The 17108-nt window shown below is 50.3% G+C and carries 12 protein-coding genes; 6 read left to right on the plus strand and 6 right to left on the minus strand.

Features of this window, described 5'->3' with window-relative positions; genetic code table 11:
* Nucleotides 1-42: 42 nt before the first annotated feature.
* Entirely contained in the window at nucleotides 43-2310 is a 2268-nt protein-coding gene (locus K0H59_RS04045) for a toxin-antitoxin system YwqK family antitoxin (protein ID WP_220054732.1), read from the minus strand.
* Between the two features lie 145 nt (nucleotides 2311-2455).
* Here K0H59_RS04045 and K0H59_RS04050 point away from each other — a divergent pair, with 145 nt between their 5' ends.
* Nucleotides 2456-2779 (plus strand): cupin domain-containing protein, encoded by a 324-nt coding sequence (locus K0H59_RS04050; protein WP_011715953.1) that lies wholly within the window; start codon nucleotides 2456-2458, stop codon nucleotides 2777-2779.
* A 24-nt stretch (nucleotides 2780-2803) separates the two neighbouring features.
* Here K0H59_RS04050 and K0H59_RS04055 read toward each other — a convergent pair whose 3' ends face one another.
* From K0H59_RS04055 to K0H59_RS04070, 4 genes are all read right to left on the minus strand, one after another.
* Nucleotides 2804-3976: an AAA family ATPase gene (locus K0H59_RS04055; RefSeq protein ID WP_220054733.1), complete on the minus strand. Its 1173-nt coding sequence runs from the start codon at nucleotides 3974-3976 to the stop codon at nucleotides 2804-2806.
* A gap of 59 nt (nucleotides 3977-4035) precedes the next feature.
* Nucleotides 4036-5199 (minus strand): membrane dipeptidase, encoded by a 1164-nt coding sequence (locus K0H59_RS04060; protein ID WP_220054734.1) that lies wholly within the window; start codon nucleotides 5197-5199, stop codon nucleotides 4036-4038.
* A gap of 110 nt (nucleotides 5200-5309) precedes the next feature.
* On the minus strand, nucleotides 5310-5753 hold the full coding sequence (locus K0H59_RS04065) for a SufE family protein (protein WP_133178509.1): 444 nt from the start codon (nucleotides 5751-5753) through the stop codon (nucleotides 5310-5312).
* Between the two features lie 67 nt (nucleotides 5754-5820).
* Entirely contained in the window at nucleotides 5821-7068 is a 1248-nt protein-coding gene (locus tag K0H59_RS04070) for a cysteine desulfurase (RefSeq protein ID WP_220054735.1), read from the minus strand.
* A gap of 304 nt (nucleotides 7069-7372) precedes the next feature.
* On the opposite strand from K0H59_RS04070, the gene K0H59_RS04075 reads away from it, so the two are divergent.
* Nucleotides 7373-9073, plus strand: coding sequence for a methyl-accepting chemotaxis protein (locus tag K0H59_RS04075; protein WP_220054736.1), 1701 nt, complete (start codon nucleotides 7373-7375; stop codon nucleotides 9071-9073).
* Nucleotides 9074-9257: 184 nt separating this feature from the next.
* Here the strand turns inward: K0H59_RS04075 and K0H59_RS04080 are convergent, their stop codons facing one another.
* A complete protein-coding gene (locus tag K0H59_RS04080) occupies nucleotides 9258-11024 on the minus strand; it encodes a DEAD/DEAH box helicase (protein ID WP_220054737.1) in 1767 nt (588 codons plus the stop codon).
* Nucleotides 11025-11429: 405 nt separating this feature from the next.
* Here K0H59_RS04080 and K0H59_RS04085 point away from each other — a divergent pair, with 405 nt between their 5' ends.
* The 4 genes from K0H59_RS04085 (at nucleotide 11430) to cyaB (ending at nucleotide 17091) form a co-directional block, all read left to right on the plus strand.
* A complete protein-coding gene (locus tag K0H59_RS04085; protein ID WP_220054738.1) occupies nucleotides 11430-12476 on the plus strand; it encodes a DUF3626 domain-containing protein in 1047 nt (348 codons plus the stop codon).
* Between the two features lie 247 nt (nucleotides 12477-12723).
* Nucleotides 12724-14691, plus strand: a complete 1968-nt coding sequence (gene cydD / locus K0H59_RS04090) for a heme ABC transporter permease/ATP-binding protein CydD (protein WP_220054739.1) — start codon at nucleotides 12724-12726, stop codon at nucleotides 14689-14691.
* Nucleotides 14688-16439, plus strand: coding sequence for a heme ABC transporter ATP-binding protein/permease CydC (cydC, locus tag K0H59_RS04095; RefSeq protein ID WP_220054740.1), 1752 nt, complete (start codon nucleotides 14688-14690; stop codon nucleotides 16437-16439). The genes cydD and cydC overlap by 4 nt, the downstream gene beginning before the upstream one ends.
* 52 nt (nucleotides 16440-16491) lie before the next feature.
* Entirely contained in the window at nucleotides 16492-17091 is a 600-nt protein-coding gene (gene cyaB, locus K0H59_RS04100; RefSeq protein ID WP_220054741.1) for a class IV adenylate cyclase, read from the plus strand.
* Nucleotides 17092-17108: the final 17 nt, after the last annotated feature.

Raw genomic sequence — 17108 nt, forward strand, 5'->3', positions numbered from 1 at the left:
GTTATCAGCAGGTCGTTGCTGCATAGACTTGCTGATATTCAATCAATTCAAGACTCTATGGTTTGAACCGCTGGACTGTTCTATCGGTTCACCATTCATAGTATAGGTTTCTGATAGTTCGAGCCGGCCTTGTTTATCGTACTGATTGTGGATCCCCACCCAAAAGTGTTCTTGCCCCTGAAAAAGTAAGTTGCCTTCTTCGGCGATTTGACGATTCGGATGATAGCGTTTCATGGCATAGAGTTGACTAGCTGGGTCAAATTTCAAATGGTAACTAAGAATAGGCGCCGACGTTTGAGGCTTCTTCGCATCATTGGCCCGAGCCATTGCTTCGACAATGTTGCTGTCATCGCCGCAGGTTTCCGTTGCTACCGTCTGTTCCTGCTCGGTAGCATCAAAATAGTGGCGGGTTTCATTGAGCTTGCCATCGTCGCTGAGCCAGGCTTCGCGTTGTAACTGGCCTTGAGCTGTAAAACGTTGCCAGTGGCCGACATCCTGATAATCATTTTCTATCACTTTTACAAAGCCAGATTCGAGCAATTCGCCTTGTTTTGAAAAGGCTTTTGAGCTGAATAGGTTCTCATCTAGGCGAGTGAGCAGCCAACGGATAGCTCCATCTTCATAGTATTCGATGCGAGTATCTGGGTGACCCGTTTGATAATATTCCCGTTGATTATCCTCAAGATGGTAGCCGCAACGGGTGTTGGAGTGGCTCTCAAAGGATTCGAGAACACCTTGTTTGTTATAGGAGGAGCGTTCCTTAAGGTAACCTTGGCCATCGCGGACAACATATTCAGCAATCGTCTTGATGGTACCGTCTTCATAAAACCAGCGGGCCGTGCCATCGCGATTGCCTTGAGTGTGGGGCAAATACATTTGAATTTGCTGGTTTTCATAGTATTCGATAAAGGGCGCGATGGAGAGGTTGTGCTGATATTGGCCCTCGGCTGACAATACGCCGCTTTCGTAATAGCTGCGGAAAAGGCCTTCTCTTAAGCCTTTTTCAAGGTAGATCTCAAGGGAGAGTTGACCATTTTCATGGTACCAAGTGGCAAGACCTTGCTCATGGCCATTTTCAAAGGGGATGCATTGTTCAAGCTGTCCGTTCGGATACCATTTCTCGCTGTTACCATGGGCAAGGCCATCAACAAAATTGAGTTGATTTGCCAGCACGCCATTGGGGTGCCATTCCTGACGTAAACCGCAATTTACTCCCTGTGGATTGAGCTGTTCTCGCCAGGCGAGTTGGCCATCTTCGTAATAGGTTTCGAGGCTTTTGCCCGCTGCATCTAGATGCACTTTTTGTTTCAGATTACCGTTGGAATGGTACCAAAGCTCTTTAACCAGCTCTCCCATGTCATAGCTTAATTCGGCCTGCAGCGTGCCATCTTCATAGTAGATATGTTCGGTACCATGGATTTTCCCCGCCTGCATGGGGCGTATCAGCCACAGGGCGCCTGATTCATAATAGCGAGTTAACTGGTTGATATAATTATCTTCACTATCCTTTTCGGTGGTTTCTTTGATCTGACCATTGCTATAGTAGCGGGTTAGTAGCATTCCTTCGGAGTGGCGCTCTTCGACTTGATTGATTTTGCCTTCATTGTCATACCAAGTCTGGCGCCCGAGCTGTTGCTCCTCAATAAAATGTCCTTCGAACTGCAATACACCTAAGGCATTGAATTGGCGAGTGATGCCGTTGCGCTCACCAAAGTAATTGCAATCGACGGCCTGAGTGAGGTTGGGGGATTGGGTGACAATTCGCAGTAGATTCTGACCTTGCTCTGTCTCAATCTGATGGAATGTCCGTTGCAGTTTGCCCGTGAGACTGCCGAAGTCCTGCATATCGCCTTGTACTCTGTGCTCAGCATCGACATGAAAACGGCAGATCACTAATTCTTGCGGGTTTACCAGTGCCACTTGCCAGCGGGCTTGAGTTGTCGCTGCATCAGTATCCGGCTCTAGGCTACAGGTCTTATCCTGACCGAGATAAAAATCTTGCACTGGGCCGTGTATCTCGATGCGGTCAAATTGGGTCTCGTGAAAGGTACAGGATTCATGCTCTCGCTCCCAACCGAGCAGCTCGATCGTTTGCGGGCTGTCGAAGTAGTGGCGGGTAAACTCTTCGAGGGTTTCTGAATGAGTGGCTTGCGCCGGAGTCGCTTGAATGGCAAGACTAAAATAGGGTTTGAAGGTACTGGATGGGAGTGGAGCGGGATTGGGAGAGGTTTGAAGAGGTATGTCTTGATGGGCGCAGCTATTTTTCTTGGCATTAAATAGCTTAGCTTTAAATGCGCGAAACAACGACATAGGTCAACTTCTCCATATCCATATGATACAACGATCTTTTTTGTCATCTCATAAGGCTCTTAGCCCTAAGAGCGCCTATGATAACGGTTTATACTTTGGTTTCTCAATAGATTATCTTGCTCTCGAGCCATGATAAGGATTCAAGATGCTACAAAATTTTTATCAGTCACTCCCCGATGATTTATCACTAGAAGTGTTCGAAACCCTTGCTTGCAATGGCAAGGTGAAGATTGAACGCATTATCTCGCAAGGTCATTCGACGCCGTCGGGGGAGTGGTACGATCAATCTCAATATGAGTGGGTCATGTTGCTCAAAGGAGAGGCGCAGCTCGAATTCGAAGATGCTCAGTTAGTTACCCTAAAACCAGGGGATTACCTCACCCTAGCGCCGCATCAAAAGCACAGAGTTGCGTCGACCAGTTCAGAGGATGAAACCCTATGGCTGGCCGTGTTTTACGATGCCGAATGATGCAGAGACGTTATATCTTAGCGGCTATTTGAGTTGCCATTGCCAGCTCGGCGTATTGAGTAAATCCTGCCCCACAATTTGGGTTTGCCCTAGATTTTTATCGAGTGCCAAGGTATTGCAATGCTCAAACTGACTCAAGGCATTAATCAAGCGGTTAGCGTGGGACACGACCCAAAGCTGACACCCCTCGGAAGCCTTGGCGATAAGCCGAGCCAAAGCGGGCAATAGATCGGGGTGCAGGCTGGTTTCGGGTTCGTTTAATACCATTAGCTCGGGTGGTCTTGGGGTAAGTAATGCGGCGATAAGCAGTAAATACCTCAGGGTACCGTCTGAGAGTTCACTGGCATGTAGTGGCCTTAACAAGCCCTGCTGGTGGAATTCGAGTTGGAGTATCCCGCCCGCTTGGGGCGTGATACGCACCTTGGCCCCCGGAAAAGCATCGGTTACCGCATGATCGAATGCCGCTTTATCGCCAATCTCAAAAATAGTTTGTATGGCAGAGGGGAGATCTCGACCGTCATGGTGCAATACGGGAGTGGCTGTCCCGAGCTGCGGACGACGCGCTGCCGCTTCGGCATCGGTTCGAAAATGATCGTAAAAGCGCCAGGCGCGAATGCTGTCCCTTAGCGTTAACACTTCAGGGCTACGCTCCGGATCGGCAAGTTCGGTAAAAATACTGTCACCACTTTGCAGATGAGCGCTCAAGGTGAGCCAACCTTGTCCCTCGGGGCTGCGACTCTTCACCATAGGACCGCGGCGCTCCACTAACACGCTGGCGGAGCGATATTTGGGGCCATTCCAAATCGCCTCGCGTTTGATTTGCGGATCTAAGCCAAATAGGGTGGTGGAGTCGGGTTTGGGGAGGCCAAGTTCGATCAGGTAACTAAAATCTTCGCCAGCAAATCCGAGTTTTAGGCGTTTGGGCGCTTGCCTGACCGTCGCTTCAATTGGCGTATCGCCCGCTAACATGCCCTTGGTGAGATTTTCTGGGCCTGCCCAAAAACAGGAGTCTAAGCCGCCTTCCTGCGCTAACGCATTAACAACGCCACCTTGGGCCGTTTGAGCCAATAGTCGTAAGGCTTTGTATAAATTGGATTTGCCACTCCCGTTAGCGCCAGTCACTAGATTCAGACGTCCAAGGGGTAAGACTATCTCCCTCAAGGTACGATAGTTAGAGATGGCTAGGGTGGTCAGCATGACGGTCCATTTACTCGAGTGATTATTCGCAATTCAACCATGACTTTGTTAGTGCGGGCTTAGATGAGTACCTGATTGAGCACTCTTTGCCAGTTTCCGCCCATAAAGCGGTCGCGATCGGTCGACTTAAAGCGGGCCTTAGCTAACGCATCGTCGATACGGCTCATACGCTCGATATGGTTTAGTTCGGGAATGACCACATGCCTTGGCTCAGCATCAAAACCTAACACTTTTTTAGCTCTTAGGCTGTACCACCATTCCTGATATTCCTTCACGCCCTGGGCATTGTCGTTATTCAGGGCTAACAGATTTTCTTGGCCTCTGAGCGGATAATCATTGGCGATGGCGACACAATCGACCCCGCCGACACGGGCGACATATTCTAACTGGCGGATATAGTCATCAACGGTCGGGACGGCATTATTGGTGAGCCAAAAGCTCATCATAAAGACCCCGAATACGCCGCCTGAGTCGGCAATGGCGCGGATCACCTCATCGGGGCTACAACGAGCATGTTTGACGATACCACGCGCCGCGCCGTGGCTTTGGACTATGGGCGCGCGGCTGAGTTTGGCAACATCTAACGCGGTTTGGGCGCTCGAGTGGCTGACATCGACTAAGATATTGGCATGATTGAGTTTTTCAATCAGTGCACGGCCATGTGCCGTAAGAGGTTTATTGAGTCCGCCATTGGCATCGTTATCGAGGGCGCCGCCCGCAAAGGTATTGCCGTAATGGTGGGTGAGCTGCAGTGCTCGCAGACCTTGGCGGTGAAACTTATCAACGCGGGCCCATTGGTTGGCCTCGCTGTCTTCTTCAACGCAATCCGCACCTTGGATTTGGAAGAAAACCGCAGTGCGATTGCTCTCCCTTGCCAATTGGATATCGCGTCCGGTTAAGCCTTGCAGGAGAATGTCTGAATGTTCGCTGACGCGTTTCGCGGCTTGCTGGATGCTTTCCATACATGCTTTGTAGGTGCGCTTGTAGTTTAAGGTGCCGTCGGCTTGTTCAATGGTTTCGATGGCGGAGATATCACATAAAAAGGCATCGAGCCCCGATGCGGGGACATCGGCTAAGTCATCGGGCAAAAAGGATAAACCATCGATATATAAGCGCCGAGAGCGCGGCGCAGCAAGGCTGGAGAAACTGGCAAAGGGACAAAGTAGCGTGGCGGCGCCAATCCCTTTTAACAGCGTTCGACGATCTTGATTAACAGCCTTCATGGGCGTGCGCTCTCCTTCAGATGAAGCTAATTTTTACTTCTTTATACCCTGTTAAGGTGTAGAAGTCTTTGATTAAATCCCTCTTTTACCGATTTAACCCGCAGATTGATTTAGGGTTTTACCGCATCAATCATCGCCTTGGCTAAGGCGTGTAAGCCATTGGTGCGCGAGGGGCTTAATTGGCCCTCAAGCCCTAATTGTTTGAAATAGGTGGAAGGGTCGAAGGCGAGTATCTCGTCGCTTTGTTTGCCGTGACAGGCACTCAGCAGTAAACCGATTAACCCCTTCACGATGCGCGCATCGCTATCGGCCAGAAAATAATGCTTAGCGTCTTGCTCAATATGGTACAGCCAGGCATCACTCTCGCAGCCTTTGACTTGGGCGGCCTCAAGGCGAAATTCATCCGCTAAACTCGGTAAGGTTTTACCTAATAACATGATTTGGCGATATCTTTCCTGCCAGTTTGGCGCTTGCTCAAAACGGGCTAACAGGCTCGATGAATCCTCAACGGAGTAATCAAACTCGGTGGCAGCGGGCATGATTGGCAATGTCATGGGGAAAATGTCCTCTTCTTAAGCGTGTTGCCTGATGGCGCAATGATGTAAGCCCTTAGCGAGTGGATTAGAGCAGTAACTCTTTGACAGAGGCTAAGGCGGCAATAAAGCGGTCGATATCGGCTTTATTGGTGTAGATCCCAATCGATGCTCGGCAGCAGCCCTTCAGGTTAAGGCTTTGCATCAAGGGCATGGCGCAGTGATGGCCGCAGCGTACGGCAACGCCTTGTTGATCTAATAAAATCCCGACATCCTGATGATGTTCATCACCCAGATTAAAGGCAACCGCACCGAGATTATCACTATGGGCAGCATAGAGATGCACATCTCCGAGGGCGCGCAGCTGCTGCTGTAAATACTGCAGTAGTTCTGCCTCATGGGCCTGAACCGCTGGCGTTAAGTGTTGTTGCAAAAAGCGGATAGCGGCGCCTAGGCCGATGACTTCACAGATGGGTGGTGTGCCTGCCTCTAAGCGATTAGGCAAACTGCCAAATTCGGTGCCATCGAAACTCACTCGTTTAATCATCTCACCGCCCGTTAACAGTGGCGTGAGCGTATCTAACTTATCGAAGCGGCCATAAAGCACGCCAATGCCGGTTGGGCCATACATCTTATGGCCTGAAAATACATAAAAATCACAATCGATGGCGGCCATATCTAAGCTTAAATGTGCAACCGCCTGCGCCCCATCGACTAAGGTGATAGCCCCCTGCGCCTTGGCTTGCTGCACTAACTCGATAACTGGATTCACTGTGCCTAAGGCGTTCGACACATGGCACAGGGCAACTACCTTAGGCTTGAGGGCGAGCAATACTTGATAGGCATGGCGATCGAGCCTGCCATCTTTATCGAGAGGGATAGGTTTAATGAAGGCGCCCGTGCGTTTTGCCAATTCTTGCCAAGGCACTATGTTGGCGTGGTGGGCGGCGGTATCGATCAAAATCAGATCGCCCGCTGCAACCTGTGGCGTTAAGCCATAGGCGACTAGATTGATCGACTCAGTGGTGCCATGGGTGAAGATGATTTCTTCGCGGCGCTTAGCATTAATAAATCCTTGTAACTCATCGCGAACCTTCTCGTAGCTAGAAGTCGCGCGCGCCGACAATTGGTGCGCCGCGCGGTGCACATTGGCATTGTCGTTCAGGTAATACTGCGCCATGGCATCTAACACGGATTGCGGCTTTTGGCTGGTGGCCGCAGTATCGAGATAACACAGGGGATAATCGCCCAACATTTGCGTGAGGGTAGGAAATTGCGCGCGGATTTGGTTATGGCTATCGGGCAATGCAGTGTCGGTCGAGGCTGAGTGTGTCATCTGGGGCTTTACGCAATAAAAAGGCTTTGGGATCTTCGGTTATCTCCCCGCCGAATGCAAGTTTTCGCGGGCTAATTTCCCGTTATTGTTGCTGTGGTTACTGGGGTTGAAATACGCCAGAGATGAAGCGATTTTAGCCCTCTCCTTTGTAGCCAAACACCAAAGAAAATGGGAAGTTTTGTGCTCAAGTGTTTCTATATAAGTTAGCTTTTTCTTGAGTTTAGCTTCAATTCTTCCGCTCTTGTTGAAAACTACGACTATCCTAAATAAAGGATGAGCAGCGCTATTCATGGAGAGAGGTTTTATGGGCCGTTTTTTAAAAGATCTCAGCATCAAGCATAAGATGTTTGCCCTCGTTGGGGTGATGCTAGTGTTGATGTTGCTGTTATCAGGCTTTAGTTTGCTGAAAATGAAGCGAGTGTCGGACGAAGTCCATGGTATTGCGACCGAGAATATTCCACTCGTTAGGCTGTCTACCGATGTGACGATTCAACAGCTTGAAAGCTCGATTATCCTCGAAAAGGCTTTCCGTGCCTCGGACATTAAAGTCTCTCCCGAACAAAGGTTGATAGATGGTTTTATTGCCGACGTGATAAAGCATAAAGAGTTGATAAATCATGAATTACAATCGACTCAAACCATGCTCAATGATGCACTTAAATTATCTCAACCCGCTGAGCTGCGCGACAAAACCCTACAATTGAGTCAAGAGATTGCCAACATCATCCAAGGCTTTCGTCACTACGACGCCCAATTGGTGGCTGTGATAGCGGGAATTGAGCAAAAACAGGAGTCTGCCCTGTTAGCGCAGCGAGTTGATGAGTTAGAGAAAACGCAAAAAGAGTTCAATACCAAGTTAAGCCAATTTGCGCTGCAATTGGAGCAAATGACGAAGACGGCGGTATCGGTGACCGAAGAGGAAGAGATTAAGGCCGCCTACGGTATGATGATTATCTCCTCAATTGCGGTGATTATCGGTTTATTTGTTGGACTGCTTTCTAGTCGTTACATAGTGCAATCCATCACCCAGCTGCGTAATGCAGCCTCCTTAATGCAATCGGGAAATTTTAGCCACGAACTTGCCGTCACCTCAAAGGACGAATTAGGTGAGTTGACCATAAGCATGAATCAAATGGCATTGACCTTAAGTAAAACTGTGGGGCAAGTGGTTGACCGCAGTGAAGAAATCGCTTCGATGGTCACAGAGCTTAATGCGGTGGCCGAAAACAATCGCGAGGCGATACTGAAACAGCAGGACAATACGGATCAGGTCGCCGCCTCCATGACACAAATGGCCGCGACGATTACCGAGGTGGCGAGCAGCGCCGAGACGGCATCCTTTTCGGCGGGGCAGGCGGAAAACAGAGCGAAGGAAAGCTGTGGCGTTGTTGAGGCTAGCGAGAAAATCACTCAACAATTGGTCGTTAGCGCTCAACATTCGAGTCAACTTATTCAGCAATTACAGGCCAGTACGGGCAAGATCTTAAACTTTGTGTCGGTAGTGGATGCGATTGCTGGGCAAACGAATCTGTTGGCGTTAAATGCCTCGATTGAAGCGGCGCGGGCGGGCGATCAAGGCCGAGGATTTGCCGTGGTGGCCGATGAGGTGCGTGCATTAGCGACTCGCAGCCAAACGGCAACACAGGAAATCAGTGAGCTTATCCAAACCTTAGTGGTCGATGCTAAATCGGCTGTGAGTTCGTTTGAGGAAAATGAACGTCAAATCAGTGAGTCATCAGTACTGGTTAATCAAATCAAACAGAACTTATTTGAGATCTTAGATGCATTGACTCAACTTTCGCAGGCGAACTCGCAGGTAGCGACCGCAAGTGAGGAGCAGGCGGTCACGGCGGAGGATATTAGCGAACGCATTAATGCGATACGTGATTCGGGGGAGCTCGTTTTAAATAGTGCTTTCGAAACGGCTAAAGCCAGTGAGTCATTATCGCAACAGGCGAATTCGTTGCGGGAGGGGATGCAGCAGTTTAAGGTTCGAATCGTCTAGATTTAAGCGTGTGTGACATCTATAAAAAATGCCCAACTTCATAAGCTGGGCATTTTTATGGATCTTAACTCAAGGTATCACATTGCTTAAAACCACGGTTTTGCCATCATATTTAGTGTGGTGATAAATAAGTGTGGCTACTTGCTTACTTCACACCATTACCGCGATTATCTGGGCGATAGGATTACTTTTTCGGGGTATTCGCTGCGGAGTTTGTACTCGGTTGAACTCTTCCCTGTGGCTTGCCTTGGCGACGCTGCCCGTGATTTGTTTTTTCGCTAGACCCTTCGTGATGGCGAGCCTGTTGACTGCGTTGCTGCGAGCCTGAATGAGACTGGCCTTTGGCTTTATGCTCACGATTAGCCTTATGTTCGCTATTACTTGAGTTAGCAGAGCCTTTACCGCGTTGCGGATATTTATCCTGCGGTTTTGGCGAGCGGGCCTGTTCGGCTGTCGAAGGTGCATTCCTGTGCTCAGTGTTTTTTGCCGCTTGCGGACGCTTAGACTCGCCTTGCTGATTGCGTTGCTCTTGGTTGCGTTGACCTTGATGACTGCGCTGGCCTTGATTACTTCTTTGGTCTGAGTGACTGCGCTGGCCTTGATTGCTACGCTGACCTGAGTTTGGCTGCGCGTTTTGGCCCTTTTGCTGTGCTGAGTCACCATTGTCTATTGTTTTAGGTGCAGGCGTTTTACGAGCATCGCGGCCAGAACCGGCTCTTGGCGCGGGTTTACCCGCACTGCGGTGCTTACGTTGGCTCGCCACGGCTTTGATTTTGTTCTCTTTACCATGGGCATTTAGGGTCGATTCGGGAAGCGCATGGACAGGGCTGAAGCCTTCAACTTCCTGCCTTTCAAGCACGCGATTGATCAAACGCTCAATGTCTCTGAGTAGCTTAGTTTCTTCGCTACTGACTAAGGAAACGGCTTGGCCTAAGGCGCCAGCACGGCCGGTACGGCCAATGCGGTGCACGTAATCTTCGGGGACATTGGGCAGATCGAAGTTCACTACTTGTGGCAATTGGTCGATATCGAGTCCGCGCGCCGCAATGTCGGTCGCCACAAGCACGCGTACTTCACCACTCTTAAAGTCGGCTAAGGCTTTGGTGCGTGCGCCTTGGCTCTTGTTGCCATGGATAGCGGCGGCGCTGATCTCGGCTTGAATAAGACTCTTCGCCAGTCTGTTGGCGCCGTGCTTAGTGCGTGAAAACACTAATACCTGCTGCCAGTCTTCCTGCTTGATGAGCTGAATAAGCAGCGCCGATTTTTGATTCTTATCGACGGGGCAAATCCATTGTTTGACTGTGTTTGCCGCGGCGTTGCGTGGTGTAACTGAAATTTCTACCGGTTGATTCACTAGGCCTTTGGCAAGCTCGCGGATCTCATCGGAGAAGGTTGCCGAAAACATCAGGTTTTGTCGTTTAGCGGGCAGCATAGCGAGGATCTTTTTGATATCGCGGATAAAACCCATGTCGAGCATGCGATCCGCTTCATCCAGCACTAAAACTTCGAGTTGATTAAACTTCACCGCCTTTTGCTGCTCAAGATCTAATAATCGTCCTGGCGTTGCGACCAGTACATCTACCCCGTGGCGTAGCTTTTGAATTTGGGGATTAATCGGCACGCCACCAAAGACGACCGCTGAGCGTAATGGCAGATATTTACCATAAGTTTCAACACTTTCGCTGACTTGAGCCGCTAACTCACGCGTGGGGGTGAGTACTAAGGCGCGGATTTGTCCCGCCTTCGCTTTATTGCCTTTAGAGAGTAATTCGAGCAACGGCAGGGTAAAGCCTGCGGTTTTTCCTGTCCCCGTTTGGGCCGCAGCCATCACGTCTTTACCCGTCAGTACGGCGGGAATCGCCTGTGCTTGAATGGGCGAGGGTGTGTCATAACCTTGTTCAGTCACGGCTTTTTGGATTGGAGCAGATAAACCTAGGGAGGAAAAACTCATTAATGGGTCTCTTGTGGCAGCAAAGGGTCGCAGCAGTAGTATGGCCGAATTGGCGGGCGTGCAGCTTACATGAAGAGGCGCTAGATCGCCATGTTTGAAAGTGGTTTGTTGTTTATCTGCCGCAAAAGCCGATTCAGGAGTGGCTAATTTATCGACCTATCAGTATCTTGTTCAGTATTTAGGGAAAGATCACGCTTGTGTTAATTTCATTGCTTCTAAGTAATTCAACTTGGGGTAAAATTAACAAACATCCTCAATAGGTTGCAAAGACATTAGCGTGACGTTGTCGTAAATCAGATTAGTAAAGATAACCGGGGATATTTCCCCTTGCAGCTTGAACTCTGCACCATTGAATTCTTAGGATGTGTCCTCTTAGGCATATTGACGCTCCATGGCAGGTGGATTATGACAGCAATACAGCATATTGAACGCCTCGCTCGTAGCCGAAGTGAACAGGCCGTGGCGGTTATTCGAAACGTGCAGCAGATGTCCAACATTCCCATGCAGGAGATGCAAGCGGCGCTGAAGCAATTGTTACACTGTGGCCGAGTCGCACTGCATTTTCATCCCGACAGAATCGATAGCCGCGGTATCACAGTGGCAGAAGGATTATTGCGTGATGGTCAATACCGTAGCCAATTCGAAACCCATATCTCTAACGGGCAGTTATCCCCCGAGTTAGGTGGGCCAAGGGATCACTGGGAAAATCAACTCTTTGGCGATGCATACAAGGGGACTAAGTCTCGGCCTAAGTATGGTGCCTTGGATTTAGGCATGTGGCAGGATGGTCCTGCCCCGCGTTTTGGCAGCTGTTATTTGCTAACTCACTCGCAGTTGCTCACGCGCTCGACCTTCACTTATTTAGATTCCTACCGTAACCCTAAGGAAAAGGGCACCTTATCCTGTTTTGATGATGTATTGGCGGCGCTGCTCACCGAGAGTTTTGAGCGCCACTATGCCTTGGGTAAAGTGGATTTTAAACCGCTAAACGTGATCCAATATTTGGCGCATCAACTGAACTCCTCCCTGCTGTCGCGCTTTGAACGGCCGATGTCGACGAATCTCGACCATTATATTGAGGCGCAGATCCACGGTGATGTGTCCCTCGATGAAGATATTGCCATGTTGGTGGCAGATCCGAGTTTTAAAGGGACTGAAATCGGTGCCACCTTAAGCAAGCTCTGCGATCGCTATGATATCGAGCTGCAATACCATAATGGCTTTAGCCTGCACACGGCGCAGATCCCCAGTGATTTCCGTGGCCCGACTATGCCATCTTTGGCGAGTCGCATCGCTATCGATGAGCGTGTCGATGCCTATGCCATTGGCGTGGCGGCGCGGGATTTGTACCATTCGACCCAACATTGGCGCGATCGGGGGAATCGCGCTCAGGTGGCACACGAACTCAAGCTGCTCTGGCATGTGTTAGTCAAATACGGCGCTCAGCAATAATTAAGGCCGATTGATTAAGCTGGCGGCGAGAATCAGCTCTGGGTTCCCGTACTTTGGGAATTTATTGATCTTTATCTCATTTTTGTGAATAGGCTAACAAAAGCTTTCGCTAAGGTTTCATCTACCTTGGATGCCTGCGATACTGCGTCCCTATCGAACCTTTTCAACACTTGCAAGCCCCTCGGGGGGATTCAGTGTTTAGCCTATTTCTACAACCTACTGCTTTGCTAGTTTCTGTTGGAGCACCATGGATAAGTCGTTAGAAAAGTCCCTTCTCGTTTGGCTCAAGTCGCAAAAAAAAGCCTGTGGCTGGTTTGTTAAGCTCTCAGTATGGTGTGGAATGTTAAGTGCTATTGCATTGATAGCACAGGCTTATCTGATAGCCACACTTCTCGATGGGGTTATTGTTGGTAATGCCTTGCAGGCTTTGACTGAGGGAGCGAATAGCACTCAAGCACAATCTACAGTTGGGGCTAGCGATTATCTGCCACATTTTATGGCCCTGATTGGCTTAATGTTGCTGCGAGCCTTACTCGCCTATGGCCGCGAGCGCGCCAGTTTTGAAGCGGGTAAGCGCTTACGCCAACAGATCCGCGGTGCGGTAATGGATAAGTTAACTCGGCTCGGGCCTGCGTTTATTAAAGGTAAACCCGCAGGCAGTTGGGCGAGCATAGTTTTAGAGCAAGTGGAAGATTTACAAGATTTTTATGCCCGTTATTTACCGCAAATGACTCTTGCTGGCGTGATCCCCTTATTGATCCTCATCGCCGTGTTTCCTATCAACTGGGCGGCGGGGCTGATTTTGCTGTTAACCGCGCCACTTATCCCGCTGTTTATGATCCTTGTCGGTATGGGCGCGGCCGATGCCAACCGTAAAAACTTCAATGCCTTAGCCAGATTAAGCGGCCATTTTATGGATAGATTAAAAGGGCTTGCGACCTTAAAACTGTTCCATAGGGGTGATGCTGAACTTAAGGTTATCGAAAAAGCCTCGGAGGAGTTCCGTAGCCGTACTATGTCTGTGCTGCGTATGGCCTTTTTAAGTTCGGCGGTACTGGAGTTTTTTGCCGCGGTATCGATTGCCGTATTAGCGGTTTACTTTGGTTTCAGTTATTTAGGTCACCTCGATTTTGGCTACTATGGCGCGCACGCTCAACTTGGGCCTAATGCGAATGAAGGCTTACCTTTTAGCCTGTTTGTCGGCTTATTTATCTTAATCTTGGCGCCTGAGTTTTATCAGCCCCTAAGGGATATGGGCACTCACTATCATGCTAAAGCGCAGGCGATTGGCGCTGCCCAAGCATTGATGACACTGCTGGAACACCCTGAGCCAGAGCCGGGTTCTGAGCCAGATTCTGAACCTGGTTCTTCGCAGAACAAGCTAGGGCAGCAAACGCGACTCGATAAGCTGACTCACCTTAGTGTTAAAGATCTGGAAGTCTTTAGTACCGATGGCAGTCGTTTGCTCGGCCCCATCAGTTTTGAGTTGAAGCAGGGCGAACACTTGGCTCTGGTTGGCCCAAGCGGCGCCGGTAAAACAAGTTTACTCAATGCCTTATTAGGATTTTTGCCCTATAAAGGCAAGCTGCTAATCGATGGCGTTGAACTCGCGAGCCTCGACCTTGCCCATTGGCGGCAGCAGTTAGCATGGCTTGGGCAAGAGCCGCAGTTATTCCATGGCACAGTGCGGGAAAACGTCGCCTTAGCCAATCCCGAAATGACGGATGAGCAGGTGTGGCAATTGCTGGAGCAGGCCAATATCCATGAGTTTGTCCACGCGCAACCCCTTGGTTTAGCCACGCCGATAGGCGAGCAGTCATCGACCTTATCGGTTGGGCAGGCGCAACGTATTGCGCTTGCGCGGGCATTGGGTCAGGCGGCGCAGGTCTTTATTCTCGATGAACCGACGGCGAGTTTAGACAGCGTCAGCGAACAACTCGTCAGCCGCACCTTAAAAGCGGCGATGGCGGGTAAGATGGGCATTATGGTGACCCACAGGGTCGATCAGCTGGATCATATGTCGTCCATCCTGGTGCTCGATAAGGGCAAGATAGTCCAGCGGGGGGATTTTGCGACGCTGTCTACTGAGGCGGGGTTATTCCAAACCATGTTGCATGAAAATACTGAGTCAGTAGCCGATATTGAGCTGGAATCGCCCATGCCTGATACCCACAGCGATATTGCGTTAGGGACAACCGAAGGAGCCGCACAATGAAAATACTCCTTCCCTTTATTCGGTTGTTCTCCCACCAATGGTTAATGATGGTCGTTGGGCTAGTGCTCACTCTGACCACACTTATGGCCGGGATTGGTTTATTGTCGCTGTCGGGCTGGTTTTTATCGGCGACGGCGGTGGCGGGATTAACGGTTATCGGCTCCCAATCCTTTAACTTTTTTACCCCCGCGGGTGGCGTGCGTTTCCTTTCTATCGCGCGAACGGCCAGCCGTTACGGTGAGCGCCTCGCGACCCATGAGGCGACCTTTAAGTTACTGACGGAACTCAGAGTTTGGGCGTGGCGAAAACTTTTCCCGCTCAGCGCTAAAAATCTGCAGGGGCTGCGCCGTGCGGATATGCTCAACCGCCTCGTAGCAGATATAGATACACTCGACCATTTGTATTTACGATTGTTGACGCCGATGGCGGCTTCCTTACTGATGACGGCGTTGTTATATCTGTTCCTCGCATGGTTTGATGCCAAGCTGGCCCTAAGTTTATGCCTGTTTTTAGTGGTGGTTTGGCTGCTGCTACCACTGCTGTTTTATCGGCTTGGGCACGAGCCAAGTCGCAATATGCTGGAGACCAAACGCCAATATCGGGTGCAGTTGCTTGAGATGCTGCAGGGCCAAGCAGAGCTGAGTTTATTTGGTGCAAACGCCAGATACAGGCACAAGCTTGACGAGGCCGAGCAGGCGTTATTTACCAGCCAAGGGGCGATGGCAAATATCACCGCCTTGAGCCAAGCCATGCTGATCCTCGCGACGGGCTCGGCGCTCATCATGATGCTATTTTTAGCCGCCAATGGCGTGGGTGATGCCGTGCCTCCCGGCCCCATGTTCGCCTTGATGGTGTTTGCCACTATGGCCTGTGTCGAAATGATGATGCCAATCGCCGGCGCTTTCCAACATTTGTCGGGCTGTGTGCTGGCGGCGACCCGTATTCACGAAATCACCGAGCAGGAAAGCGATATTCGTTTTAACGAAGATTCAACGCTTAGCGCGACATCGGGCGGGCTGCAGATGACGGATATCCACTTTGGCTATCACGACAATCAGAGCGTACTGCAGGGCTTATCCTTAACGGTAGAGCCTGGGCAAAAGGTGGCGTTATTGGGCGCCACGGGCTGCGGCAAATCCAGTTTATTGTCCTTAATCACCCGTGAATGGCAGGCGCAGCGTGGCCAAATTTGCCTCGATGGTCACCCACTGACTGACTATAGCGAGGCCGCCTTAAGATCGGCGATGACTGTGGTGAGCCAGCGGATTTACCTGTACGCGGGCACGCTTCGGGAGAACCTTGCCATTGCCTTGCATGTGCCAGAAGGGCAAAAGCGCACCGCCAATGACGAGCGTTTTATCCAAGTCTTACAGCAGGTTGGTTTAGGCGAATTACTTAAAGGCGACAAGCCTCTCGATATGTGGATTGGTGAGGGTGGCCGGCAGTTATCGGGCGGCGAGCAGCGCCGTATCGGCGTGGCGAGAGCACTGCTGCGGGATGCGCCGCTATTATTGCTTGATGAGCCAACCGAGGGCTTAGATAAACGCACCGAGCGGGAAATCTTAAGTTTACTGCTTGAATTTGCAAAGGATAAAACCCTGCTAATGATCAGCCACAGATTAACGGCGATGGCCAAGATGGACCAAATTCACCTCCTCGCCGAGGGGCAAATTGTGGCATCGGGCGATCATCAGCAGTTACTGCAAACTTGTCCCGCCTATCAGGCGCTCTATCGTCGCTTAGCTTGAGTCAGGATGTCGACTGGGTGAGAAATATGTGCAGCAGGAGTAAAGCCGTTAGATGAATAACCCTATGCAAGCAGATCCAGCACCAAAAGAATTAGCCCCGCAAATTAACGCCCATTTTAACGGCAAGTTTGAGGTTGAGCTTAAGTATCGACTCACAGACCGCGAGGCCTTTTGGGCGCGCTTAAGCGCTAAATCACCGGAGGTGATGCTCGAGGATAATCTTGAACATGACTGCTATTTTGATTCGCCCTCGGCATCGTTAGCGGCGGAGCATAAAAGCCTGTGTATTCGCGAGATGCAGCCCTCCGGCATCATGCTGTGGATTGTGAAAGGGCCCGAGAAAGACCGCTGTGAGGCGGTCAATATTACGGATGCCAACAAAGCCAAAAGTATGCTACGTACTTTGGGTTATCAATGTGTGCTTGAGATTAAAAAACGCCGCAGCGTGTATTTTCTTGGGGAATTTCATTTAACGCTTGATTGGCTCGAAGACTTAGGTGACTTTGCCGAGCTTGCAATCATGACTAATGATGAAGCTAAGCTGCCAATCTATGAGGCGCAGCTCCTCGCCTTAGCCGCTGAGCTTGGGCTAGAGGAATCACAACGGGAATTCTTATCTTACAGGCAGTTACAGATGGCTATACAAGGATAAGCGAGGCATCCCAAGTC

Source organism: Shewanella sp. FJAT-51649 (assembly GCF_019457435.1).
Lineage (GTDB): Bacteria > Pseudomonadota > Gammaproteobacteria > Enterobacterales > Shewanellaceae > Shewanella > Shewanella mangrovisoli.